Genomic DNA, 20,709 nt, shown 5'->3' with positions numbered 1-20,709 from the left:
GAGACACCGTCATGAAAAAGCCCTTCTACAAGATCCTGTATGTACAGGTTCTATTCGCCATCGTGTGCGGCGTGCTGCTCGGCGTGTTCTACCCGAAACTCGGGGTCGACATGAAACCCCTGGGCGATGGCTTCATCAAGCTGATCAAGATGATCATCGCCCCCGTGATTTTCTGTACCGTGGTCGCAGGCATCGCCGGCATGCAGGACATGAAAAAGATCGGCCGCGTCGGCGGCAAGGCGCTGCTGTACTTTGAAGTGGTGTCGACCTTCGCCCTGGCCATCGGCCTAGTGGTGGCCAACGTGGTACGCCCGGGCGACGGCTTCAACGCCAACCCGGCCACCCTCGACACCAAGGCCATCGCCGAATACACGGCCAAGGCCAAGAACCAGAGCACCCTCGACTTCGTGATGAACATCATCCCGAACACCGTGGTCGATGCCTTCGCCAAGGGCGATATCCTGCAAGTGCTGCTGTTTGCGATCCTGTTCGGCTTCGCGCTGTCGATGCTGGGCGAGCGTGGCCGTCCGATCGCCAAGCTGGTCGACGACATGTCGCACGTGATCTTCGGCGTGGTGGGCATCGTGATGAAAGTCGCTCCGATCGGCGCCTTCGGCGCGATGGCCTTCACCATCGGTAAATTCGGCCTGGGCTCGCTGCTGCCGCTGGCCAAGCTGATGGGTTCCTTCTACCTGACCTGCGGCGTGTTCGTGTTCGTCGTGCTCGGCGCCATCGCCCGCATGACCGGGTTTTCGATCTTCCGCTTCATTTCCTACATCAAGGAAGAACTGCTGATCGTGCTCGGTACCAGTTCCTCGGAAAGCGCGCTGCCCGCCCTGATGCGCAAGCTCGAAAAACTCGGCTGCTCGAAATCGGTGGTGGGCCTGGTGGTGCCGACCGGTTATTCGTTCAACCTCGATGGCACCAACATCTACATGACGATGGCCGCCCTGTTCGTGGCGCAGGCCACCAATACCGACCTGTCCTTCAGCCAGCAGCTGACCATCCTGGGCGTGGCGATGCTGACCTCCAAGGGCGCATCGGGCATCACCGGCGCCGGCTTCATCACCCTGGCCGCCACCCTGGCCGTGGTGCCGACCGTGCCGGTGGCCGGCATGGCCCTGATCCTGGGCATCGACCGCTTCATGAGCGAATGCCGCGCGCTGACCAACTTCGTCGGCAATGGCGTGGCCACGGTGGTGGTCTCGCACTGGGAAAAAGAACTCGATCACGACCGTCTCCAGAGCGAACTGGCGCATCCGACCCACATCGACGACGACCGCGAAATGTACCCGGTCCGCAAAGCCGCCTGACCGTCACCAGTTTCACCCCCCTTCCCGCAGCGGCTTGCAGCCCCTGCGGGAATTTTGCTTATTTCAGGCGGTAGATCACATCGACCGGCTGCGCGAATTTGAGCGCCATCACGGTCAGCACATCGGCCTTGTCCATGCCGGTCTGCGGCGACGAGCGGTAATTCGACTCGTTCGGCGCCAGCCCCATGGCCCGCGTCAGGTTCTTCAGGTCGCCCGTACTGACCGCGCTTGCAGGCCCTAGCTTGCGCCCCAGCCCCAGCGCAATGCCCTCCGCCTTGCGCCGCGCGATCCTGATCGCATCGGTGGCCAGCTCCATCTCGATTTTTTCGCGCTGGGTGGTATCGAACACCGTCATGAAGCCGTCCAGGTTCGGCATGTTCAGCAGCGGCGCCGCGGCGCCACGCCATTTGCCCAGGTCGCGCACATTGATGCGCACCCCGGCACGGATATCGTACTGCACCGGTCCGGGCGCCGCGTTCGGGTCCGGCTTGCGGAAGTCCTTGCGCACATCGCGGATCTCCACGTCCTCCAGCGGCACGCCCGCCTGCGCCATCGCCGCGCGGATCTCCGTGGCGCGCACTGCGATCACGCCGACCGCCACGCCCGGATCGGCGTCGAAGGCGCTGATTTCAAAATCGATCTGCCCCAGGTCGGGCATGGCAGTCATGGTACCCATGCCGCTGACATGGATGAATGGATAGTCGGGCAAGCCGCCAGCCTGCGCGGCCATGGGCAGCAAGCTCAGGGCGCCAACGGCGGCAATCGTTTTAAGCATGGTTTCTCCGGACGTCAGTCTGATGATGAAAACGCTAGAATAAACATTGTAGACATGATTGTCTATAAAAACATTCCCGCTAAAGAAAGGCGAAAGAAATCTATAGACAACTCTGTCTAGACAGATTAATCTATAAATCAGGCACCCGCCCCAACCATGGCGCAAGACGCCAACCAAGGAGATTGCATGACCCCATCCCCAAGCTCGACTCCGGTCATTCCGGCCCGCCTGACACGCAGCCTGGCCCTGTTCGCGCTCGCAGCCGGCTGCATGGCCGGCAGTGCGCAAGCCGCACCCGCCAAAGACGGAAAAAGCCACGCCGTCGCCGACCTGACATCCTGCGCCAAGCCCGTCTACCCGGCCGCCGAACTGGCCGCGAAACATGCCGGCACGGTGCAACTGGCTTTCCTGGTCGGTGCCGGCGGCGAGGTTGTCGACAGCAAGGTGAAAAAATCGAGCGGCTACCCCGCGCTCGACGGCGCCGCCCGCAATGCCATCAAACTGTGCAAGTTCAGCGCCGCCAGCGCCAAGGGCAAGCCGGCTGAAAGCTGGGCCGACATCGACTACGTGTGGAAGCTGTAATCAAGGCATCCAGGCGCCCCGCGCGGCGGGGAGCATGCACCGGCGCAAGCGCGTCTTAACGCAGCGCGATCAGGGCCGATCCCACCCCGATCGCGGCCAGCGGCACACCGTTCATCAGCAGGCCTGCCCAGCCAAGCCAGGTCCGGCCGTCGGCATGGCCTGGCGAAAGCAACGCACATAGCAGGCCGGCCAGGCATCCCACGCCCAGCACGATCACGCCCTGCCCCACGCAGCGCATGCCGAAATCGCCGCAGCCGCCGGTCCATGCCGAAAACGCCCCCCGCGTCACGAGGATCGCCAGCACATAGGTGAGGCCGGCGATGGCGGTGCTCGCGAGCGCAAGATGCGCGGCGCCGCACGTCATGCGCCAGCCAGCGGGTGATGCCACTGCGCGTGTGCGGTTTTCAAGGCCTGCTCCCCGGTGTATTGGTCCAGGCATGGTACTGCGCCTGCCTCGCCGCTGGCAAAACAAATCCGCGCTGGGCGGCGGGCAGCTGCGCGTTATAGCCCAGGCCATACAGCACGAAGCCAGGCAGCAGGAAACCGGCCGCAACGCCGATCCGGCCATCCAGCTATCCCATGCCGCCCATGGAATAGACAATGTTTTCTACATTAAAGCCCTTTGTAAGACTGGATAATCGCTATTCCTGAGCGCCTCAAGATTTTTTGTTAGACATGAAGGTCTAGATGCGCTAACCTCAGGTTTACCTTCACCTCACTAGCGCACCATGGCCAAACTCCCTGCCCCGCCCAAGCCGACAGCAGCCGAACTCGATCTGCTGCAAACCCTGTGGCCGCTCGGCGCGGCGACCGCCAAGCAAGCGCACCAGGCGATCCTCAAGGAGCGCCCCGACGTGACCTATGCGACCGTGCTGCGGCTGATGCAGATCATGCACACCAAGGGCTTGCTGATCCGCGACGAAAGCGAACGCTCGCACGTGTACGCGCCCGCGCAAGCCCAGGATTCGCTGCAAACGAACCTGCTCAAGGACCTGATCCAGAAAGCGTTTTCCGGCTCGGCCAAGGCACTGGTCATGGCCGCACTGCGCAGCGGCATCAGCAAAAAGGAACGCGAAGAGATCGAAAACATGCTCAAGGAAGAAGACAAATGACGGCTGCCCTGATCGACAGTATCGGCTGGACCCTGCTCCACTTCACCTGGCAAGGCTTGCTGATCGGCTGCACCAGCGCCGCCGTACTGGCCCTGATGCGCAACACCCGCCCCGAATACCGCTACAACGTAGCCTGCGCGGCGCTGCTGGCCTGCGTGCTGTGGCCCGCCGCCGAACTGACGCTGCGCCTGCAGGATGGCGGCGCCAGCGCGGCGCACCTGGGCTTTGCCGAGCACATGATGGCCGGCGCGCGCGCCGATGATGCCAGCCTCGCCGGCTGGCTGCAGGAGCAGTTGCTGTGGATCGTCGGCTTCTGGTCGGTGTGTGCGGCACTGCTGTCGCTGCGCATGGCGGCCGGGCTGGCGTGGATCCGCCATGCCGCCCGGGCGCCGCTGGCCGAGCCGCAATGGCAGGCGCGCGCCACGCGCATGGCGGGGGCCTTCGGCATCACGCGCACGGTGCGCCTGCGCGTGGTCGAGAACCTGGACAGCCCGCTGACCATCGGCTGGCTGCGTCCCGTGGTGCTGGTGCCGGCCGCGCTGATGTCCGGCATGCCGCCCGACCTGCTCGAAGCGCTGCTGGCGCACGAAATGGGGCATGTCAGGCGTGTCGACTACCTGGTCAACCTGGGCCAGAACGTGGCCGAGATCCTGCTGTTCTATCACCCGGCCGTGTGGTGGATTTCGGGCCGCATCCGGGCCGAACGCGAACAGATCGCCGACGACCTGGCGGCGCGCCACCTGGGCGAACCGCGCCGGCTGGCGCGCGCCTTGTCGGAACTGGAGCGCTTGCAGTTTTCTTCGCACCACCTGGCGGTGGCGGCCAATGGCGGCGACCTGGTGGCGCGCGTGCGGCGCCTGCTCAAGCCCGACCGCCAGGCGCTCGACTGGAAAGCCTCGCTGCCCGCGCTGGGGCTGGCCGCGGCCTGCCTCAGTCTGTACGCCCACGCCGCCGACGACCGGGCCAGCGTCACGCCGGCGCTGGCGCGCGTGGCGCCGGTGGTCGATTTTTCCAGCTGCGCCAAGCCAGTCTGGCCGGCCGCGTCGTTCAAGGCGCAGCACACCGGCACGGTGACGCTGGCCTTCAAGGTCGGTGCCAACGGCCGGGTCGCCGGCTCGCGCATCGCTTCGTCGAGCGGCCATGCGCTGCTCGACGAAGCGGCGCGCACGGGCATCATGAAGTGCCGCTTCAAGCCGGGCACCGAGAACGGCAAGCCAATGCCGGCCTGGATGAATATGAAGTACGTCTGGATGCTCAAGAACGTCGACGATTGAACCAAAAAAAGGCACCGGCGTTCATTCCGGTGCTTTTTTCGACGAACGCCGCGCAGGCGCGGCATGCTAGAACGCGCTGGCGTCCAGTTCGGCACCGGTGGCGGCCAGCACCTGTTCCTTGCTCACGCCAGGGGCCAGCTCCACCAGTTTCAGGCCGGCCGGGGTGACCTCGATCACGCCCAGGTCGGTGACGATCAGGTCGACCACGCCCACGCCTGTCAGCGGCAAATCGCACTTGGGCAAGATCTTGTGCGAGGTCGCGCCATCCTTGGCCGTGGCGACGTGTTCCATCACCACCACCACACGCTTGACTCCGGCTACCAGGTCCATCGCGCCACCCATGCCCTTGACCATTTTGCCCGGAATCATCCAGTTGGCCAAGTCGCCCTGGGCCGACACTTGCATCGCGCCCAGGATCGCCAGGTTGATCTTGCCGCCACGGATCATGCCGAAGGAATCGGCCGAGCTGAAGTAGGCGGCGCCGGGCAAGGCCGTCACGGTCTGCTTGCCGGCGTTGATCAGGTCGGCGTCGACTTCATCATCGGTCGGAAACGGACCGATGCCGAGCAAGCCGTTTTCCGACTGCAAGAACACTTCCATGCCGGCAGGAACGTAGTTCGCCACCAGGGTCGGCAAGCCGATGCCCAGGTTCACGTAAAAACCATCCTGCAATTCTTTTGCCGCGCGCGCGGCCATTTCATCACGAGTCCATGCCATCTTCTTCTCCTGTGGTCTTAGTTGGTGCGCACGGTGCGCTGTTCGATGCGCTTTTCCGGCGTGGCGTTGACGACGATGCGGTGCACGAAAATGCTCGGCGTGTGCACCTGGTCGGGATCGATCTCGCCCACTTCCACCAGTTTCTCGACTTCGACGATGGTGATCTTGCCAGCCATCGCCACGTTCGGGTTGAAGTTGCGCGCGGTCTTGCGGTATACCAGGTTGCCGGCGCGGTCGGCCATGTAGGCTTTGACCAGCGACACATCAGCTACCAGACTGCGCTCCATCACGTATTGTTCTCCGTCAAACTCGCGCACTTCCTTGCCATCGGCCACGATGGTGCCGACACCGGTCTTGGTGAAGAAGGCCGGGATGCCCGCGCCGCCGGCGCGCAGCTTTTCGGCCAGCGTGCCCTGCGGCGTGAATTCGAGTTCGAGTTCGCCGGCCAGGTACTGGCGCGCGAATTCCTTGTTTTCACCCACGTAGGATGAGATCATCTTCTTGATCTGGCGCGTGGTGAGCAGCTGGCCGAGGCCGAAGTCGTCCACGCCGGCATTGTTGGAGATCACGGTCAGCTGCTTCACGGCGGTATTGCGCAAGGCCAGGATCAGCGCTTCCGGTATGCCGCACAGGCCAAAACCGCCGACTGCGATGGTCTGGCCATCGCTCACGATACCGGCCAGCGCCGATGCCGCGTCAGGATAAACTTTGTTCATTCCCTGTCCCTTTTTTATAGTTGAGCTAAATTCGTCCATACTGCACTGCACAGTGGATTCTCAGCATAAAATACGCGGGCTAAAAGCACAATACCGTAGAACTACCGGCTTTTTCCCCATGCCCCCGAATCACTCACAGCCTCCAATGACCGCATCATACGCCATCGATTACGAAACGATTTTTCGCCACGCGCCGGTCGGCATGTGCATTTCGGTCGACCGCGTGATCCAGTCCTGCAACGATGCGCTCACATCGATGTTCGGCTACGGCCACGGCGACCTCGATGGCAAGTCGTTCCAGGTGCTGTACCCGACCATGGATGAATTCCTGCGCACGGGCGACCGCATCATTCCGGTGATGAACGCGCGCGGCGTGTATTCGGACGAGCGCATCATGCGCCGCGCCGGGGGCGAACTGTTCTGGTGCCACGTGAGCGGGCGCGCGCTCGATGCGCGCGAGCCGCTCGGCGCGGGCGTGTGGACGTTCGAGGATGTCAGCGAAAAGCGGCCGGTCACGGCCGAACTGACCCCGCGCGAGCGCGAAATCGCCGCCCTGCTGGTCGAAGGCAAGACCAGCAAGGTCATCGCGCGCGAAACCGACCTCAGTCCGCGCACGGTGGAAATGCACAGGGCTAAGCTGATGCGCAAGTTTTCGGCGTCGACCTCGTCCGAGCTGGTGCACAAGCTGGTCGGGGTCAGCCGCTGATCGCTTTTATCCTGCGCCATGACAGGCGCGGCGGCACCGGTGTGGCTGGACATGACCGCAAAAGTGGCGCCAATGCATCGCGCCGCGGCCACTGATGTGTTTACGTGACAACACGATGGTATAGTACAGATCCACATAAATTTCCACAAAGAAATTACATGTTCTCCAAACTTGCCTGTACTGCCGTCGCCCTGCTCGCCCTGTCCGGCTGCGCGATTCGTCAAAACGTCAAGCCGGTCGAGCGTTTCGACAGCAAGGTGGTGTGCATCGTCGACAATTCCTCCGTCAGGGCGAGCTTCATGGACGCCTACGAGCGCGCGCTCACCAACAAGGGATATGCAGTCAAGAAGCTGGCCTCGGGCTCCTCGCTGGTCGAATGCCCGGTCACCTCGACCTACACCGCGACCTGGCGCTGGGACCTGGCCATGTACATGGCGTACGCCGAGATCGTCGTCTACAAGAATGCCAAGCCGGCCGGCAAGGCTACCTACGACGCCACCCGGGGCGGCGGCAACATGGGAAAATTCATCGCTGCGGAGAAGAAAATCACGGAACTGGTCGACCAGTTGTTCCCGAACCTGGCCGGCTCGTAGAGACAGCGCGGCGCCGCGCGAGAGGCCGGGGGACGAGGTTCTTGCGTGGCGAAATGGTATAGTTTATTCACTGCAAACGTCACCAGAGAAACGACATGATCGCCAGAGTCGCTTGTATTTCCCTTACCATGGCCGCCCTCTCGGGCTGCGGGATGCATCAAACCGTCAAGCCGGTGGAACGTCTCGGCAGCAAGACGGTGTGCATCATCGACAACAAGAAAGCCGCGCAGCCCATCCGCGAGATCGTTCAGGGTGTCCTGGTCAGCAAGGGATACGAGGTCAAGGTGCTGCCCGAAGGCGCCTCGCTGAGCGACTGCCCGGTCACCGCGACGTATGACGGCACTTGGCGCTACCGCAAATCTTTCCACCTGGAGCGGGCAGGGATCATTGTGTACAAGAAGGGCACGCAGGTCGGCAGTGCCACCTACAAGGTGGACGACGATCCCAGCCTTGCGTCCCAGATGATCAATGGGGACAAAAAAATCGCTGAGTTGACCGAACAGCTTTTCCCGGGCAAAGCCGGGGAATGACATACAGCGCGGCCTGGTTTCCAGGCCGCGCTCAAGACTGCGGAATTACTTCTTGCCGTCTGCCAGGCGCACGAAGTCGCCTTTCAGGGCAACGCCGCCGACGATGTTACCGACGTGGCATTCAAAGTCGGTCTCGCTCGAATACGTGGTGTTTTTGTAGTTGCTGGTGATATTGATGACCGCATTCGCGCCGACTTCCTGCGCGCGCTTCTGCAAGGCCAGCATGGACGACAGGAACGCCCAGTGGCAGACTGCCTGGTCGGTCTTGCCGAAGGCATTGGTCTTCTGGCTGGTCTGGTCGGAGCCGCGCTTTTCCAGCACCTTCGGCGTTTTCTGCGTACCGAAATAATACTTGATCGTATCGCCCAGGCGTTCTTTGGCGCCGTTGTCTTCCAGCGCGCCGGCGAACGGCAACATGAGTTTCTTGTCGGCCGCGTGGGCCGGCAGGGCACTACCGATTACTGCCAGGACTGCCATCGTCGAGAGGATTTTTTTCATTCGTGTAGTTCTCCAGGTTAGCCATACTTCTTAAAAATCAGCGACGTGTTAATGCCGCCGAACGCAAAATTGTTGGTCATGATGTAGTCGGTATCGATGCGGCGGCCCTCGGTGTGGATGTAGTCGAGCGGCGCGCAGCGCGGGTCGACCTGCTCCAGGTTGATGGTCGGCGCGAACCAGCCCTCGCGCATCATCTCGATGCTGATCCACGCTTCCAGCGCGCCGCAGGCGCCCAGGGTGTGGCCCATGTAGCTTTTCAATGAACTGATCGGCACGCGCGCGCCGAACATGGCGTTGGTGGCCTGGGTTTCGGCGATGTCGCCCTGTTCGGTGGCGGTGCCGTGCGCGTTCACGTAACCGATGGCCTCCGGCGCCAGGCCGGCGTCGGCCAGGGACAGTTCCATCGCAATCTTCATCGTCGCCGCATTCGGCTGCGTCACGTGGCAACCGTCGCTGTTGGTGCCGAAGCCCACCAGCTCGGCATGGATGGTGGCGCCGCGCGCGAGCGCATGCTCCAGCTCTTCCAGGATCAGGCATCCGGCACCCTCCCCGATCACCAGGCCATCGCGCTCGCTGTCGAACGGCCGCGGCGTGATGGCGGGCGTGTCGTTGCGCGTGCTGGTGGCGAACAGGGTGTCGAACACCGCCGCCTCGGTCGCGCACAGTTCTTCGGCGCCGCCGGCCACCATGGCGGTCTGCTGGCCGTTGCGGATCGCTTCGTACGCGTAGCCGATGCCCTGGCTGCCCGAGGTGCAGGCCGACGAGGTGGTGATCACGCGGCCGGTCAGGCCGAAGAACACGCCGATGTTCACCGGCGCCGTATGCGCCATCATCTTGATGTAGGTGGTGGCGTTGATGCCGCGCGTGCTGCGCTCTTCCATCATGCGGCCAAAGTCGCCGATCGCGCTCGGCGTGCCGGCCGAGGAACCGAAGGACACGCCCATGCGCCCGCTCTTGAGCAGCGGATGCTCCAGCAGGCCGGCATGCGCCAGCGCCATTTCGCTGGCGCGCGTGGCCATCAGCGCCACCCGTCCCATGCTGCGCATCGCCTTGCGGTGAAAGCGTTCGCCCAGTTCGAACGGCGCGGCCGGCGCGCCCAGTTTGGTGTTCAAGCCTTCGTAATCGGCCCACTCCTGCATCGGGACGATGGCGTTGCGGTACTCGCCCAGGCGCGTGCGGATCGTGGCCCAGTCGTTGCCCAGGGGGCTGATGCCGGCCATGCCGGTGACGACGACGCGGTGCTTCATACCATGCCTCCGTTGACGGAAATAACCTGGCGCGTGATGTAGGACGCGTCGGCGCCGATCAGGAAGCTGACCGCGGCGGCCACTTCCTCCGGTTTGCCGATCCGCTTGGCCGGAATCATCTTGAGCGCTTCTTCCATCGGCACGTCGCTGATCATGTCGGTTTCGATCAGGCCCGGCGCGACGCAATTGACGGTGATGGCGCGCTTGGCCAGTTCGATCGCCAGCGCCTTGGTGGCGCCGATGATGCCGGCCTTGGCGGCGCTGTAATTGACCTGCCCGCGGTTGCCGGCCAGGCCGGAAACCGATGCCATGGTGACGATGCGGCCAGCCTTGCGGCGCTGGACCATCGGCATCACGAGGGGATTGAGCACGTTATAAAAGCCATCGAGGTTGGTCTTGAGGACAATGTCCCAGTCCTCGCCGCTCATGGCCGGAAACGCATTGTCGCGCGCCACGCCGGCATTGCACACCACGCCGTAGTAGCAGCCGTGCTGCTCGATGTCGGCCAGCAGGGATGCGGCCGCGACATCGCGTTCGCCGATGTCGAACTGCAGCACGCGCGCGCCGCGCCCCATCGCTTCGATCTCGCGCGCGACCGCGTCGGCCTCGGCGCGCTGGCTACGGCAATGCACGACGATGTCGTAGCCGTCGCGCGCCAGGCGCAGCGCAATCGCCTTGCCGATGCCACGCGACGAACCCGTCACCAATACTGTCTGGTTGATACTGCTCTGGCTACTCATTTAAAAACTCCGCTGCAAAAATTCGTTAACATTATCGGGCTGGAACACCGTGATGGTGGCGTTGGCCAGATTGGCCCCGCTGGCGCCATCGTCGATGCGGCAGTCGAACGCGCCCAGGCCGTTCTCGCCCTGCAGCACGTGCTGCACGTGCACATGCAGCACGCTGCCCAACGCGAACAGGGGCACGCTGGTCTGGTAGCGCCGCGCGCCAAGCAGAAAGCCCACGCGCACGGCGTCGCCGCGCAGGCGCGCCAAAAATCCGGCGTGGGCGGCAATCGCCTGCGCCATGTATTCGATACCGACCCAGGAGCCGACGCCCGCCTCTACTCCTGTTGCGTCGAAAAACACGCTGTGCTGGCCGATCGTCACTTCCGCGCACAGGGTGCTGGTGCCGGCCGTGAGCACGCGGTCGAGAAACACCATCTCGCCTTCGTGCGGGACCAGCGCGCGGATGTCGGGGTAACTGTCGCTGTTCATCGGGTCCGTCCCAGGATCAGGGTGGCGTTCGAGCCGCCGAACGCAAACGAGTTACTCAAGGCCCAGTCGAGCGGACGCCCGAGGCGCGCACCCGGCGCGGCCACGTTCAGCGCCGGCAGCGCCGGATCGGGCACGCCGTCCCACAGGTGCGGCGGCAGCAGCCCTTCGGGATTATCGTCCTGCATGGCCAGCCAGATCAAGGCCGCTTCCAGCGCCGCCGCCGCGCCCAGCGCGTGGCCGGTAAAGCCCTTGGTCGAGCTGACCGGCACCTGGGCGCCGAACAGGTCATGCACCACGCGCGACTCCATCGCATCGTTCTGGATGGTCGCCGTGCCGTGCAGGTTGATGTAGTCTATCTGCGTCGCGTCGATACCGGCGCGCGTCAGCGCTTCGGTGATCGCCAGGCGCGCGCCGCTGCCAGCCGGATCGGGCGCCGACATGTGGTGGCCGTCGGACGCCTCGCCCCAGCCGCACAGGGCGACGGCGGCCGGCTCGCGCGTCATCAGGAACAGCGCGGCGCCCTCGCCAATGTTGATGCCCTCGCGGTTGGCGCTCAATGGGTTGCAGCGCGCCGCGCTGACCGATTCGAGCGCCGAAAACCCCGCCACCGTGAACCCGCACAGGGTGTCCACGCCGCCAGTGATGACGGCGTCGCACAGGCCCATGCGAATCAGGCGCGCGGCGCTGGCCAGGGCCTTGGCGCCGGATGCGCAGGCGCTCGAATGGGCGTAGGCCGGGCCGCTGACGTTCAGTTCACGGGCCAGCATGGCGGCGGGCGACCCCATTTCCTGCTGCGCGTAATGAAACCCGGCCGGCAGCGGCGCGCCCTTGAAGTGCGCGTGCAGCGCCGCTTCGGTTTCGGCGATGCCGGAGGTGCTGGTGCCGATCACGATGCCGATCCGGCCGGCCCCGTAGCGCAGCACCGCCGCATCGACCGCGGCGCGGATCTGCGCCAGCGCGGCCAGCGCCAGCCGGTTGTTGCGGCTGCGCTGGCCGAGCGGCAGCGCCGCATCGTCGGGCAGCGCGGAGAGTACGCGTCCCAGCGGCAGCACGCGGCCGGGCGACCAGGCGTCGGTCGGGGCGATGCCGCTCTGGCCGGCGAACAGGGCGCGTTTGACTTGTTCATGCGAGTCGCCCAGCGCGCAGACGATCCCGCATTCATTTAGATACAGCTTCATATTCTCTTAAGGCGCCGACTCGATGGTCAGGCGGTAATCGTAACGCAGGTTGTCGAGGGTCACAGTGCCGGTCCAGCGCGGCATCTGCGTGTAGGTAATCGTGGCCACTACCGCGCCGTCGAGGGTCAGGGTGCGGCGCAGGCCGGCGTCGTCGATGCGCCAGCCCTGCGGCAGGCTGCGCGCGATCGCCTCGGCCGGCCACAAGGTGAGCTGCAGGTCTTCGAGCACGTCTTCGGCGCGCACCTGCTTGGGCAGCATCAAGTGGCGCCACGAGGTCAGTTCCTTGCCATCATAGCTCAGGCTCAGGACGCGCTGGCCGAAGGCCAGGCCGACCATCTGCACCTGCTGCGGGTCGACTTCGACCGCGGCATCGAGTTCGTCGATGCGGCCCTTGCGCTCCACTTTCAAGTGCTGCTGCACGCTGATGGTCGATTCCAGCGCGCTCGGGGCGAGTTTGATGCCGAGCCGCGCGAGGGGCGCGGGCGGCGTGGTGCAGGCGGCCAGCAGCACGGCGGCCAGCAGCGGCGCAGCCAGGTGGAGGCGGTTTTCAAGCATGTTCATTTTCCTTGGTATTCGCAAAATAAGGCACCAGCAGCCACGCCAGCGTGGTCCCGATCAGCATCGTCAGCCCGAAGGCCTGCAGCGCAGGGGTCCGGCTCAGGCCAAGCAAGCCGAAAGCGAGCAGCGTATTGGCCGCCGACAGGCCGACGGCCAGCCACGGCGTGGTATCGCGCCGGCCCGGATGCTCCTGCATGAAGATGCCGTAGTCGACTACGACGCCGAGCAGCAGCATCAATGCCAGTACGTGGAACAGCTGCAGCGCCTGGCCGGTGAGACCGAGCACCGCCAGAGTAGCGATGCTGGCCACCGCGCTCGGCGCCAGCACGCGCCAGGCGTTGCCGCGGTAGCGCGGGTACAGCAGCGCGAACACCACCGCGTACGCCGCCAGGACCACCCAGCCCATGTACTGGCGATAGCGGCCCAGCACCGATGAAATCTCGGCCACCTTGTCGACCCACTGCACACCTTCCATGCCCTCGCCGGCACGGCGCAACTCCGGCAGCGCGGCCATGCTCATGCCGCGCAGCGCGACGATGCTGGCGTGGACGCCGTCGATGTCGCCCAGCCACAGGTGGCGCCAAGGCTCGCTCGGCGGAGTTTTCAGGAATTCCGCAGGCGTGAGCGGTGCGCGCGGCGCCATCAGGTGCGCGCGCGTGGCGGCGCTCCAGGCGCTGTCTTCGTCAATGGCCTTGGCCACGGCGTCGAGCGGGCCGCCCGGCGCCAGCAGTTTGCTGTCGATCAGGGCACGCCGTTCCAACTGCGTGCGCGCGGATGGCACCCAGTTCGACATCGCCTGATAACCGCCAATACGCTTGGCCGCGATCAGCGGGTCGAGGCGGCGCTTGAGCGCTTCTTCACGCTGCAGCACGATTTCGGCGCTGGCGCCGCGCACCAGGAAGTACTGGACGGGCGTCGGCGCATCCAGCAGCTTGCCCAATTTGATCTGGTCGTCGATCAAATGCTTGGGCGGGTTTTGCAGCGAGCGGATGTCGTCGTTGACGCCCAGGCGCGACCAGCCGAAACCGGCCACGGCCACGAATACTGCCGCCACGACGAGCGTCGGCGCATTCATGCGCGCCTGCGGCCAGTGCTCCAGCGCGGCGCCGTAGCCGCGGGCCAGTGCACCGGTTGTCAAAGTGCCGCCGGAAACGAGCAGCGGGAACCAGCAAGCTACCGTCAGCCAGGCGAACACCAGTCCCACAGCGGAGAATACGGCCATGTGGCGCAGGCCGGGGAACGGGGTGAAACCCAGTCCCGTGTAGCCGATCACCGCCGCCAGCAGGGTCAGGCCCAGTCCCGGCAGCAAACGTTTGAGCAGGCGCACCGAACCCTCGGCCGGGTCGGCGCTCAGGCGGTTGCACAGGAAGTAAATGCCGTAATCCTGGGCCACGCCGATCAGGCTAGCCCCGAAGACGAGCGTGAGCAGGTGGATGCGGCCGAACAGCAGCCAGCATACCGACAGCGAACCGAGAAAGCCGATCCCGATCGACAGCAGCACCAGCGCGATCGGGCGCAGCGAACGGAAGGTGAACCAGGTCAGCAGCACGATGCCGGCCAGGGAACCCACGCCGATGGTCGACATTTCGCCTTCGGCCTGATTGCTGGCGTTTGATGCATGCAGCACCACGCCGGCGGTAATCACCTTCGCCTGCGGGGCGGCCTTGAGCGCGGCCTGTTTGGCGCGCTCGAGCAGCGGCACCACGGTTTGCTGGGCCGTCATCGAGAACGCCGGCGCGCGCATGGTCAGCGGCATGAGCACATACTGGCGCTCGGCGTCGGCCACGAACAGCTTGCCGTCGCGCGGGCGCACCGGCGTTTCTTGCGCGCGTTCCTGGACCCAGCCGGAAAACAGGCCGAATGGATCGTCGCGGAAGGCACCCAGCTTCGGGCCGGAGAAGGCGGAGTACAGCTTGGCCAGGGCGGCGTCGGTCCAGAATTGCGGACTCTCGCTGCGCAACTGCGCTTCCTGCTGCGCGGTCAGCAAGGCGACGCTGTGCTTCTGGAATGGCGCCAGCCAGTCGCCCTGGGTTTCGTCGGACAGTTTCACCGCTTCGAGCACGCCGGGCTGGCTGGCCAGCACGGCGTTGTAGGCGTCGGCGGCACGCGTGGCATCGGCCCAATCGGCGGCGCCGACCAGCACGATCACGCGCTGCTGCGCCGCGTCCACCATGTGGGTGAACGATTGCTGCAGGATCGGGTCGCGCTCCTGCACCGGCAGCAATGCCAGGATGTCGGTGTCGGGCACGATGCGCTGGACGATCCACAAATAGGCGTTATGTCCCAGCAGGGCGCACACCACCAATGCCCAGATCCAGGCTAGCCACTTGTGCCGCTTTACCTCCGGATTCACAGCAGCGCCGCCTCGTCGGCGGCAATCGCGCCCTCGCCAGTCTTGATCTCGGAGAACACGATAAAGGTTTTATCACCGCTCGCCTCGGCGATCTGGATATTCTTCACATAGGCACCGCCGTCGAGCGAAATGGCGCCGATGGCCTTGGCCAGCGCCGGCTGGCGCGCCTTGAGCGCGACGTTCCAGCTGCCGCCGTCGACATTGCCATCGACCTCGAACAGGGTTTCGAGCTGGCCCAGGTCGCCCGACAGCAGCGAAAACAGCACGCTGTTAATCATGCGTACCGTCGGTTCCTGCTTCGCTTCGAGGCGCATCGCCACGCGCTCGCCCTGGAAGCTGACGATTTCGTCGCGCGTCAGGCGCAGGGTGTTCGGGAACGGTTTCAGGGTACGCCACAGCACGCCCTTGCCGGCGACGACGCAAAAGCGGCCGTTCGAGGCGAGCGGTTTTTTCATGCCGGCCAGCTGCTTGGTCTGGTCGAAGCGGCCGCACAGGACCGTCGGCTTGGCCAGCAGCGCCTGGATTTTGGCGATTGGCGCGGCAGCGCTGGCGACAGCGCAACTGGCGCTGACGGCGAGGGCAAAGATCAAACGTTTCATGCGGGGGACACTCCTAATTTTTCAAACAGCACCGGCGGCGACATGAAGCACATCTCGCCGCTGGCGATATCGACCGCCACCTGCGTGGTGCTGGCGCGATTGAGGCGCTTGCCGCTGGCGGCGTCGCTGATCAGGTAATCGATCTTCAGGCGGTTTTCATATTCGACGATTTCGGCGCGCAGGATCAGGCGCTGGCCGAACACGGCCGGTCCGATATAGCGCAGGTTCATGTCGATCACCGGCCAGGCGAAGCCGGACGCCTTCATCTGCACGTAGTTGTAGTCGATCTTGTCGAGCAGCGCGCAGCGCGCCACTTCGAGGTATTTGACGTAGTTGCCGTGCCAGACGATCTGCATCGGGTCCAGGTCGAAGAACTGGACCAGCATCTCTGTTTCGGAAAACCAGCGGCTTGCTGGCGCTCCCCTACGCATACAGGGTCCATGCCTGCTCGCGCAGGCGCGAAATCAGCACGCGCAGTTCGGGCTCCAGGCGGCGGTCTTCGGCCACCGGCGCCACGTCTTCGCCGAGTTTTTCCATCATGTCGGCCAGCGCTTGCGGCGCCGGGTTTTCCGGATTGACGCGCAGGCGCAGCCACACGCCCTGGCGCACGGTGATCAGGAGGGCGGCGACAACCTGCTCGGTCAGTTCGAGAACGCGCAGGCAGTCGCGCGCGGCGATGGTGCCCATGCTGACCTTGTCCTGGTTGTGGCACTCGGTCGAACGCGAAAACACCGAGGCCGGCATGGTCAGTTTCAGCGCTTCGGCGGTCCACGCCGAGGAACTGATCTGCAAGGCTTTCAGGCCATGGTTGATGGCCGCGCGCGGCCCTTCGGCGCCCGACAGATTGGCAGGCAGGCCGTGGTTGTAGCGGCTGTCGACCAAGAGCGCCATCTGGCGGTCCAGCAGGTCGGCCAGGTTGGCCACCGCGTTTTTCATGCCGTCCATGGCGAAGGCGATATGCCCGCCATAGAAGTGCCCGCCGTGCAGCACGCGCTCGCCTTCGGCGTCGATGATCGGATTGTCGTTGGCGCTATTGAGTTCATTTTCGATCGACTGGCGGAAGAACGGCAGCGCGTCGGCCAGCACGCCGATGACGTGCGGCGCGCAGCGGATCGAATAGCGGTCCTGCAGGCGCTTGCCGTTGCGTTCGGCCTGGCCCACATGCAGGTCTTCGCGCAGCCACGCGGCCACCCCCTGCATGCCGGCGTGCGGCTTGACCGAGAACAGGGTTTCGTCGAAGTGGTGGGCGTTGCCGTCCAGTGCGAACGAGGCCATGGCGGCGATGCGGGTGCACATGCGCGTCAGGTATTCGGCGCGGTCGTAGGCCAGGCAGGCCAGCGCGGTCATGACGGCGGTGCCGTTCATGATCGCCAGCCCTTCTTTCGGGCGCAGGCGCAGCGGCGTGATGCCGGCTTCCTTCAAGGCCTGGGCGGCCGGCATCTGCACGCCGTCGCGCCAGACTTCGCGCTCGCCGCACAGCACCGCCGCCAGGTAGGACAACGGGGTCAGGTCGCCGCTGGCGCCGACCGAGCCTTCGCTCGGGATCAGCGGCAACAGGCCGGCGTCGAGCAGGCGCGCGATCTGTTCCAGCAGCTCGACGCTCACGCCCGAAAAGCCCTTGGACAGCGACGCCAGGCGGGTGGCCATCACTGCGCGCGTTTGCGCGGGCGTGAGGTACTCGCCCAGGCCGCAGCCGTGATAGGTATACAAGTGATGCGGCAGTTCGGCCACCAGGTCGGGCGGAATCGACACCGTGCACGAGTCGCCGTAACCGGTGGTGACGCCGTAGATGGTGCCGTCCTCGCGCAGCAGGCGGTCGAGGAAATCGGCGCCGCGCGCGATCGCCGCGCGAAACACCGGGTCGGGCGAGAGCACCGCGCTGGCGGTGCCGCGCGCGATATCGACGATATCTTCGATCGTCAGCCGTTCGCGGTCGAATTGGACGGCGCGGCGGGTAGTGGAGAGGTCAGGGTGCATCATTCTTGTCCAAATGGGGTAAGTGCCAGAAATCGTAAAAGTTGAACCACTCGAGCGGCGAGCGGATGCAGTGATGCTGCAGGCGCGCCGCGAAGTCGCCGGCCACCTGGGCCAGTACCTCGTCGCGGCCCTTGCGCGGCAGGCGCACCGATTCGCGCAGCAGTTCGAAGTGCACTTCGTAGCCGCGTCCGACGCGGGTCGAGAACATCATGTAGAGCGGGCATTGCAGGATCGAGGCCAGCACGTACGGCCCGACCGGAAACGGTGCATCGACGCCCAGGTACGGCGCCAGCGCCACGCGCGGGTCGGGCGAGACCGGCACGCGGTCGCCGGCGATGACGACGAACTCGCCCCGCCCTACCCGCTCCGACAGCATCATCGCGGTGGCCGGATTCATCTCCGTCACCTGCAGCAGGTTGGTCTGGCTGCGCGGGTCGAGCGAGGCAAGCATATTATTGAACGCCTGCGCGTGGCGCGTGTGCACCAGCACCGTCAGGGTCAGGCCCGGCACGTCGTTCGACAGCACGCGGCACAAGTCGGCGTTGCCCAGGTGCGTGCAGACCAGCACCGCGCCGCGCTTTTCGTCCAGCATGCGCCGCAACGGTTCCATGCCGTGGTGGCTGACCAGGTTCTTGTCGAACAGGCCGCCCCACAGCAGCATCTTGTCGAGAATGGTTTCGGCAAAGCTGCCGAAGTGGCGCAGCACGCCATACCAGCCGCCTGGCACCGGCGCGAAAGCGCGCACGCGGTCGAGATAATCCGTCGAGGCGCGCCGCGCGGCCGGCTTGGTCAGCACGTACCAGGCCAGCACGGGATAGAGCACCACCCGGAACGGCCAGCGGCCGAACACGCGGCACACCCAGAACAGCAGGCGCATGCCGCCCACGAAGCTCGATTCCGAGATCGCGGCCCAGTGGCTGGCGTGCAGCTTTGTCACGCGGTCCGCCATTTGCGCGCCAGCAGCTTGGGCAGGCGGATCAGCATGCCGAAGAACAGCACCGTATGCATGCGCGAAATGAGCACGTTGTCGCGAAAGGCCATGAAGTGCGACACGCCGTCGCTCGGGTAGGTCACGCGCGTGGGCAGGTTCACCACCTGCACTTCGTCCCAGAACAGGCGCACCAGGACTTCGGAGTCGAAGTTCATGCGCTTGCCCAGCGAGCAGCGCGACGCCAGCGATACCACCGGCGCCACCGGATACATGCGGAAGCCGCACATCGAATCGCGGATCGCGAACGACAAGGTGTTAATCCAGATCCAGACGTGGGTCAGGTAGCGCGCGTACAGGCGCAGCTTCGGTACCGACTGGTCGTACACCGGGCAGCCGGCGATGACGGCGTGCGGATGCAGGCGCGCGAGCGCCACGAAGCGCGGAATGTCGCCGGTGTTGTGCTGGCCATCGGCGTCGACCTGCAGCAGGTGCGTGTAGCCGGCCTGCGCGGCGCTGCGAAAGCCGGTCAGCACGGCCGCGCCCTTGCCCTGGTTGACGGCGTGGCGCACCAGCACGACCGTGCCGGGATGCGCCGCCGCCAGCTGGTCGAGCACGCGCGCGCACGACGGCTTGCTGCCGTCATCGACCAGGATGCACGGCAGGCCGTGAGCGAGCACCGCGTCGACCACGGCGCCGATGGCGTGTTCGTGGTCGTACACGGGGATCATCACGCAAGGCTTGAACATGATTTACGCCGCCCGGCCAAAGCGCAGCAGCGAGTGGCAATAGCCGATGCCGTCGCGCGCGGTGAGCAGTTTGAGGCCGGCCGCTTCGGCCAGGCGCACGTAGTCGCCGCTTTCGTAGATCTTGCTGTTCCCGCTGGCCATGGCCGTGAAATACGGCGAGGTGTTGATCAGGCAGTAGGAAGCGATGTCGTAGCGCTGGCGGTCCCAGAAGGTGTCCATCACCAGCAGCTGGCCCTGCGGTGCCAGTGCGGCGGCCGCGCGTTGCAGGATGGTGGCAATGGCCGGCTCCGAGAAGCAGCTCAGGAATTGACTCATCCAGATCACGTCCATCCCCGACGGCAGCGCCACGGCCGGGTCGAGCAGGTCGGTCGGGTGCAGATGCGCGCGTTCGCGCACGCCGGCCGTCTCCAGCGAGGTCGCGGCGACCGACAGCTGGCGCGGCAGGTCGACCAGGTGCAGCTCGACGTCGGCGTTGTAGTCCAGCGCAACGCAGCTGAATTTGCCGGTATTGGCACCCACGTCCATCACCTTGCGCGGCGCGGTCGCGAACACGTCCGGCATGATCGAGGGGAAGGAAGTGTCCGAATAATAGTGGTCGAACGCGAACCAGCTGGTCTTGGCCGGCTCCGACAGTTCCGACAGGCCCTGGTACAGGGTAGGCCACTCGCCCAGCGCTTTCAGGCCGATCGGCTTTTCGGCGTCGAGCGACTCGTCCAGCTTGAACAAGCCCTGGTAGCAGACGTCGTGGTTGAAGTCGATGTTGATCTGGGTGATGCTGTCGGTGAGGACGCAAAAACCAGCCTTGTCGAGCGCATAGCGGCCATCGTGCACGAACACCACGCCGGCCGACAGGCAGGTCTCCAGCACGACTTTGAGCGCGTACTCGGTCCAGCGGCCGGTGCCCGCCAGTTCGGCGATGGACAGTCCCGTTTCGCCGGCGTCGGCCAGGGTTTGCAGCATGCCGCGCTTCCACGCGTAGCGCACGCACTGGAATACAACCGGGCCGAAGGCGATTTTCTGCGCTTCAAAACGGGCTTCAAAGGCAGTCTGGCGATCAGGGGAGAATTTTTTATCTAACATGCGACGC

Annotated in this window: 25 protein-coding genes; 8 read left to right on the top strand and 17 right to left on the bottom strand. The window is 65.0% G+C overall.

The window, feature by feature from the left end; all coding sequences use genetic code 11:
* Positions 1–11: 11 nt before the first annotated feature.
* Positions 12–1,313, top strand: coding sequence for a dicarboxylate/amino acid:cation symporter (locus F2P44_RS08395; RefSeq protein ID WP_167086249.1), 1,302 nt, complete (start codon positions 12–14; stop codon positions 1,311–1,313).
* 58 nt (positions 1,314–1,371) lie between these two features.
* Here F2P44_RS08395 and F2P44_RS08390 read toward each other — a convergent pair whose 3' ends face one another.
* The gene (locus tag F2P44_RS08390; RefSeq protein WP_167086248.1) at positions 1,372–2,088 is read right to left on the bottom strand and encodes an SIMPL domain-containing protein; all 717 of its coding nucleotides are present in this window, start codon (positions 2,086–2,088) and stop codon (positions 1,372–1,374) included.
* 186 nt (positions 2,089–2,274) lie between these two features.
* Here F2P44_RS08390 and F2P44_RS08385 point away from each other — a divergent pair, with 186 nt between their 5' ends.
* Positions 2,275–2,670 carry an energy transducer TonB gene (locus F2P44_RS08385; RefSeq protein WP_229423456.1) on the top strand — a complete coding sequence of 132 codons (396 nt, stop codon included), beginning with the start codon at positions 2,275–2,277 and terminating at the stop codon, positions 2,668–2,670.
* A gap of 55 nt (positions 2,671–2,725) precedes the next feature.
* Here the strand turns inward: F2P44_RS08385 and F2P44_RS08380 are convergent, their stop codons facing one another.
* Positions 2,726–3,034, bottom strand: coding sequence for a hypothetical protein (locus F2P44_RS08380; protein WP_167086247.1), 309 nt, complete (start codon positions 3,032–3,034; stop codon positions 2,726–2,728).
* A gap of 73 nt (positions 3,035–3,107) precedes the next feature.
* Between F2P44_RS08380 and F2P44_RS08375 the strand changes: the two genes are divergently transcribed.
* The 3 genes from F2P44_RS08375 to F2P44_RS08365 all read left to right on the top strand — a co-directional run bounded on the left by F2P44_RS08375 (position 3,108) and on the right by F2P44_RS08365 (position 5,056).
* Positions 3,108–3,308, top strand: coding sequence for a hypothetical protein (locus F2P44_RS08375; protein ID WP_167086246.1), 201 nt, complete (start codon positions 3,108–3,110; stop codon positions 3,306–3,308).
* A gap of 90 nt (positions 3,309–3,398) precedes the next feature.
* Entirely contained in the window at positions 3,399–3,782 is a 384-nt protein-coding gene (locus F2P44_RS08370; RefSeq protein WP_167086245.1) for a BlaI/MecI/CopY family transcriptional regulator, read from the top strand.
* The gene (locus tag F2P44_RS08365; protein WP_167086244.1) at positions 3,779–5,056 is read left to right on the top strand and encodes a M56 family metallopeptidase; all 1,278 of its coding nucleotides are present in this window, start codon (positions 3,779–3,781) and stop codon (positions 5,054–5,056) included. The genes F2P44_RS08370 and F2P44_RS08365 overlap by 4 nt, the downstream gene beginning before the upstream one ends.
* 66 nt (positions 5,057–5,122) lie before the next feature.
* Here F2P44_RS08365 and F2P44_RS08360 read toward each other — a convergent pair whose 3' ends face one another.
* Both F2P44_RS08360 and F2P44_RS08355 read right to left on the bottom strand, forming a co-directional pair.
* Positions 5,123–5,773, bottom strand: a complete 651-nt coding sequence (locus F2P44_RS08360; RefSeq protein ID WP_167086243.1) for a 3-oxoacid CoA-transferase subunit B — start codon at positions 5,771–5,773, stop codon at positions 5,123–5,125.
* A gap of 17 nt (positions 5,774–5,790) precedes the next feature.
* Positions 5,791–6,489 (bottom strand): CoA transferase subunit A, encoded by a 699-nt coding sequence (locus F2P44_RS08355; protein WP_167086242.1) that lies wholly within the window; start codon positions 6,487–6,489, stop codon positions 5,791–5,793.
* A 145-nt stretch (positions 6,490–6,634) separates the two neighbouring features.
* Here F2P44_RS08355 and F2P44_RS08350 point away from each other — a divergent pair, with 145 nt between their 5' ends.
* The 3 genes from F2P44_RS08350 to F2P44_RS08340 all read left to right on the top strand — a co-directional run bounded on the left by F2P44_RS08350 (position 6,635) and on the right by F2P44_RS08340 (position 8,318).
* Entirely contained in the window at positions 6,635–7,195 is a 561-nt protein-coding gene (locus F2P44_RS08350) for a PAS and helix-turn-helix domain-containing protein (protein ID WP_167086241.1), read from the top strand.
* A 158-nt stretch (positions 7,196–7,353) separates the two neighbouring features.
* Complete coding sequence (locus tag F2P44_RS08345; protein ID WP_167086240.1) at positions 7,354–7,788, top strand: Sbal_3080 family lipoprotein; 435 nt, start codon at positions 7,354–7,356, stop codon at positions 7,786–7,788.
* Positions 7,789–7,883: 95 nt separating this feature from the next.
* Positions 7,884–8,318, top strand: coding sequence for an Sbal_3080 family lipoprotein (locus tag F2P44_RS08340; RefSeq protein ID WP_167086239.1), 435 nt, complete (start codon positions 7,884–7,886; stop codon positions 8,316–8,318).
* Between the two features lie 45 nt (positions 8,319–8,363).
* On the opposite strand, the gene F2P44_RS08335 is transcribed toward F2P44_RS08340, so the two are convergent.
* From F2P44_RS08335 to F2P44_RS08275, 13 genes are read right to left on the bottom strand one after another with little or no spacing between them, the layout of a single operon-like run.
* Complete coding sequence (locus F2P44_RS08335) at positions 8,364–8,816, bottom strand: excinuclease ATPase subunit (protein ID WP_167086238.1); 453 nt, start codon at positions 8,814–8,816, stop codon at positions 8,364–8,366.
* A gap of 17 nt (positions 8,817–8,833) precedes the next feature.
* Positions 8,834–10,063: a beta-ketoacyl-ACP synthase gene (locus tag F2P44_RS08330; RefSeq protein ID WP_167086237.1), complete on the bottom strand. Its 1,230-nt coding sequence runs from the start codon at positions 10,061–10,063 to the stop codon at positions 8,834–8,836.
* On the bottom strand, positions 10,060–10,803 hold the full coding sequence (locus tag F2P44_RS08325; protein ID WP_167086236.1) for a 3-ketoacyl-ACP reductase FabG2: 744 nt from the start codon (positions 10,801–10,803) through the stop codon (positions 10,060–10,062). The genes F2P44_RS08330 and F2P44_RS08325 overlap by 4 nt, the downstream gene beginning before the upstream one ends.
* Complete coding sequence (locus tag F2P44_RS08320) at positions 10,804–11,280, bottom strand: hotdog family protein (RefSeq protein ID WP_167086235.1); 477 nt, start codon at positions 11,278–11,280, stop codon at positions 10,804–10,806.
* Positions 11,277–12,458 carry a beta-ketoacyl-ACP synthase gene (locus tag F2P44_RS08315; RefSeq protein WP_167086234.1) on the bottom strand — a complete coding sequence of 394 codons (1,182 nt, stop codon included), beginning with the start codon at positions 12,456–12,458 and terminating at the stop codon, positions 11,277–11,279. The genes F2P44_RS08320 and F2P44_RS08315 overlap by 4 nt, the downstream gene beginning before the upstream one ends.
* A gap of 6 nt (positions 12,459–12,464) precedes the next feature.
* A complete protein-coding gene (locus F2P44_RS08310; RefSeq protein ID WP_187363271.1) occupies positions 12,465–13,013 on the bottom strand; it encodes a DUF3261 domain-containing protein in 549 nt (182 codons plus the stop codon).
* Positions 13,006–15,369: an MMPL family transporter gene (locus tag F2P44_RS08305; RefSeq protein ID WP_167086232.1), complete on the bottom strand. Its 2,364-nt coding sequence runs from the start codon at positions 15,367–15,369 to the stop codon at positions 13,006–13,008. Before F2P44_RS08305 ends, F2P44_RS08310 begins: the two co-directional genes overlap by 8 nt.
* Positions 15,366–15,968, bottom strand: a complete 603-nt coding sequence (locus tag F2P44_RS08300; RefSeq protein ID WP_167086231.1) for an outer membrane lipoprotein carrier protein LolA — start codon at positions 15,966–15,968, stop codon at positions 15,366–15,368. Before F2P44_RS08300 ends, F2P44_RS08305 begins: the two co-directional genes overlap by 4 nt.
* Complete coding sequence (locus F2P44_RS08295) at positions 15,965–16,354, bottom strand: acyl-CoA thioesterase (RefSeq protein ID WP_229423455.1); 390 nt, start codon at positions 16,352–16,354, stop codon at positions 15,965–15,967. The genes F2P44_RS08300 and F2P44_RS08295 overlap by 4 nt, the downstream gene beginning before the upstream one ends.
* Before the next feature lie 37 nt (positions 16,355–16,391).
* Positions 16,392–17,948 (bottom strand): HAL/PAL/TAL family ammonia-lyase, encoded by a 1,557-nt coding sequence (locus tag F2P44_RS08290; protein WP_167086229.1) that lies wholly within the window; start codon positions 17,946–17,948, stop codon positions 16,392–16,394.
* On the bottom strand, positions 17,935–18,882 hold the full coding sequence (locus tag F2P44_RS08285; protein ID WP_441295291.1) for a lysophospholipid acyltransferase family protein: 948 nt from the start codon (positions 18,880–18,882) through the stop codon (positions 17,935–17,937). Before F2P44_RS08285 ends, F2P44_RS08290 begins: the two co-directional genes overlap by 14 nt.
* Positions 18,879–19,622: a glycosyltransferase family 2 protein gene (locus F2P44_RS08280; protein ID WP_167086227.1), complete on the bottom strand. Its 744-nt coding sequence runs from the start codon at positions 19,620–19,622 to the stop codon at positions 18,879–18,881. The genes F2P44_RS08285 and F2P44_RS08280 overlap by 4 nt, the downstream gene beginning before the upstream one ends.
* A 3-nt stretch (positions 19,623–19,625) precedes the next feature.
* The gene (locus F2P44_RS08275) at positions 19,626–20,702 is read right to left on the bottom strand and encodes a class I SAM-dependent methyltransferase (protein ID WP_167086226.1); all 1,077 of its coding nucleotides are present in this window, start codon (positions 20,700–20,702) and stop codon (positions 19,626–19,628) included.
* Positions 20,703–20,709: the final 7 nt, after the last annotated feature.

Source organism: Massilia frigida (assembly GCF_011682175.1).
In the GTDB taxonomy this organism is placed as follows: Bacteria; Pseudomonadota; Gammaproteobacteria; order Burkholderiales; family Burkholderiaceae_D; genus Telluria_A; species Telluria_A frigida.
This window is presented reverse-complemented; position numbering and strand designations above follow the sequence as displayed.

Coding starts and splice junctions, on each gene's coding strand:
- F2P44_RS08295 (WP_229423455.1), bottom strand. CDS start 16,354: ATGCTGGTCCAGTTCTTCGACCTGGACCCGATGCAGATCGTCTGGCAC.
- F2P44_RS08335 (WP_167086238.1), bottom strand. CDS start 8,816: ATGAAAAAAATCCTCTCGACGATGGCAGTCCTGGCAGTAATCGGTAGT.
- F2P44_RS08280 (WP_167086227.1), bottom strand. CDS start 19,622: ATGTTCAAGCCTTGCGTGATGATCCCCGTGTACGACCACGAACACGCC.
- F2P44_RS08380 (WP_167086247.1), bottom strand. CDS start 3,034: ATGACGTGCGGCGCCGCGCATCTTGCGCTCGCGAGCACCGCCATCGCC.
- F2P44_RS08315 (WP_167086234.1), bottom strand. CDS start 12,458: ATGAAGCTGTATCTAAATGAATGCGGGATCGTCTGCGCGCTGGGCGAC.
- F2P44_RS08390 (WP_167086248.1), bottom strand. CDS start 2,088: ATGCTTAAAACGATTGCCGCCGTTGGCGCCCTGAGCTTGCTGCCCATG.
- F2P44_RS08340 (WP_167086239.1), top strand. CDS start 7,884: ATGATCGCCAGAGTCGCTTGTATTTCCCTTACCATGGCCGCCCTCTCG.
- F2P44_RS08290 (WP_167086229.1), bottom strand. CDS start 17,948: ATGATGCACCCTGACCTCTCCACTACCCGCCGCGCCGTCCAATTCGAC.
- F2P44_RS08275 (WP_167086226.1), bottom strand. CDS start 20,702: ATGTTAGATAAAAAATTCTCCCCTGATCGCCAGACTGCCTTTGAAGCC.
- F2P44_RS08320 (WP_167086235.1), bottom strand. CDS start 11,280: ATGAACAGCGACAGTTACCCCGACATCCGCGCGCTGGTCCCGCACGAA.
- F2P44_RS08375 (WP_167086246.1), top strand. CDS start 3,108: ATGGTACTGCGCCTGCCTCGCCGCTGGCAAAACAAATCCGCGCTGGGC.
- F2P44_RS08360 (WP_167086243.1), bottom strand. CDS start 5,773: ATGGCATGGACTCGTGATGAAATGGCCGCGCGCGCGGCAAAAGAATTG.
- F2P44_RS08395 (WP_167086249.1), top strand. CDS start 12: ATGAAAAAGCCCTTCTACAAGATCCTGTATGTACAGGTTCTATTCGCC.
- F2P44_RS08350 (WP_167086241.1), top strand. CDS start 6,635: ATGACCGCATCATACGCCATCGATTACGAAACGATTTTTCGCCACGCG.
- F2P44_RS08345 (WP_167086240.1), top strand. CDS start 7,354: ATGTTCTCCAAACTTGCCTGTACTGCCGTCGCCCTGCTCGCCCTGTCC.
- F2P44_RS08325 (WP_167086236.1), bottom strand. CDS start 10,803: ATGAGTAGCCAGAGCAGTATCAACCAGACAGTATTGGTGACGGGTTCG.
- F2P44_RS08365 (WP_167086244.1), top strand. CDS start 3,779: ATGACGGCTGCCCTGATCGACAGTATCGGCTGGACCCTGCTCCACTTC.
- F2P44_RS08310 (WP_187363271.1), bottom strand. CDS start 13,013: ATGCTTGAAAACCGCCTCCACCTGGCTGCGCCGCTGCTGGCCGCCGTG.
- F2P44_RS08385 (WP_229423456.1), top strand. CDS start 2,275: ATGACCCCATCCCCAAGCTCGACTCCGGTCATTCCGGCCCGCCTGACA.
- F2P44_RS08330 (WP_167086237.1), bottom strand. CDS start 10,063: ATGAAGCACCGCGTCGTCGTCACCGGCATGGCCGGCATCAGCCCCCTG.
- F2P44_RS08300 (WP_167086231.1), bottom strand. CDS start 15,968: ATGAAACGTTTGATCTTTGCCCTCGCCGTCAGCGCCAGTTGCGCTGTC.
- F2P44_RS08355 (WP_167086242.1), bottom strand. CDS start 6,489: ATGAACAAAGTTTATCCTGACGCGGCATCGGCGCTGGCCGGTATCGTG.
- F2P44_RS08370 (WP_167086245.1), top strand. CDS start 3,399: ATGGCCAAACTCCCTGCCCCGCCCAAGCCGACAGCAGCCGAACTCGAT.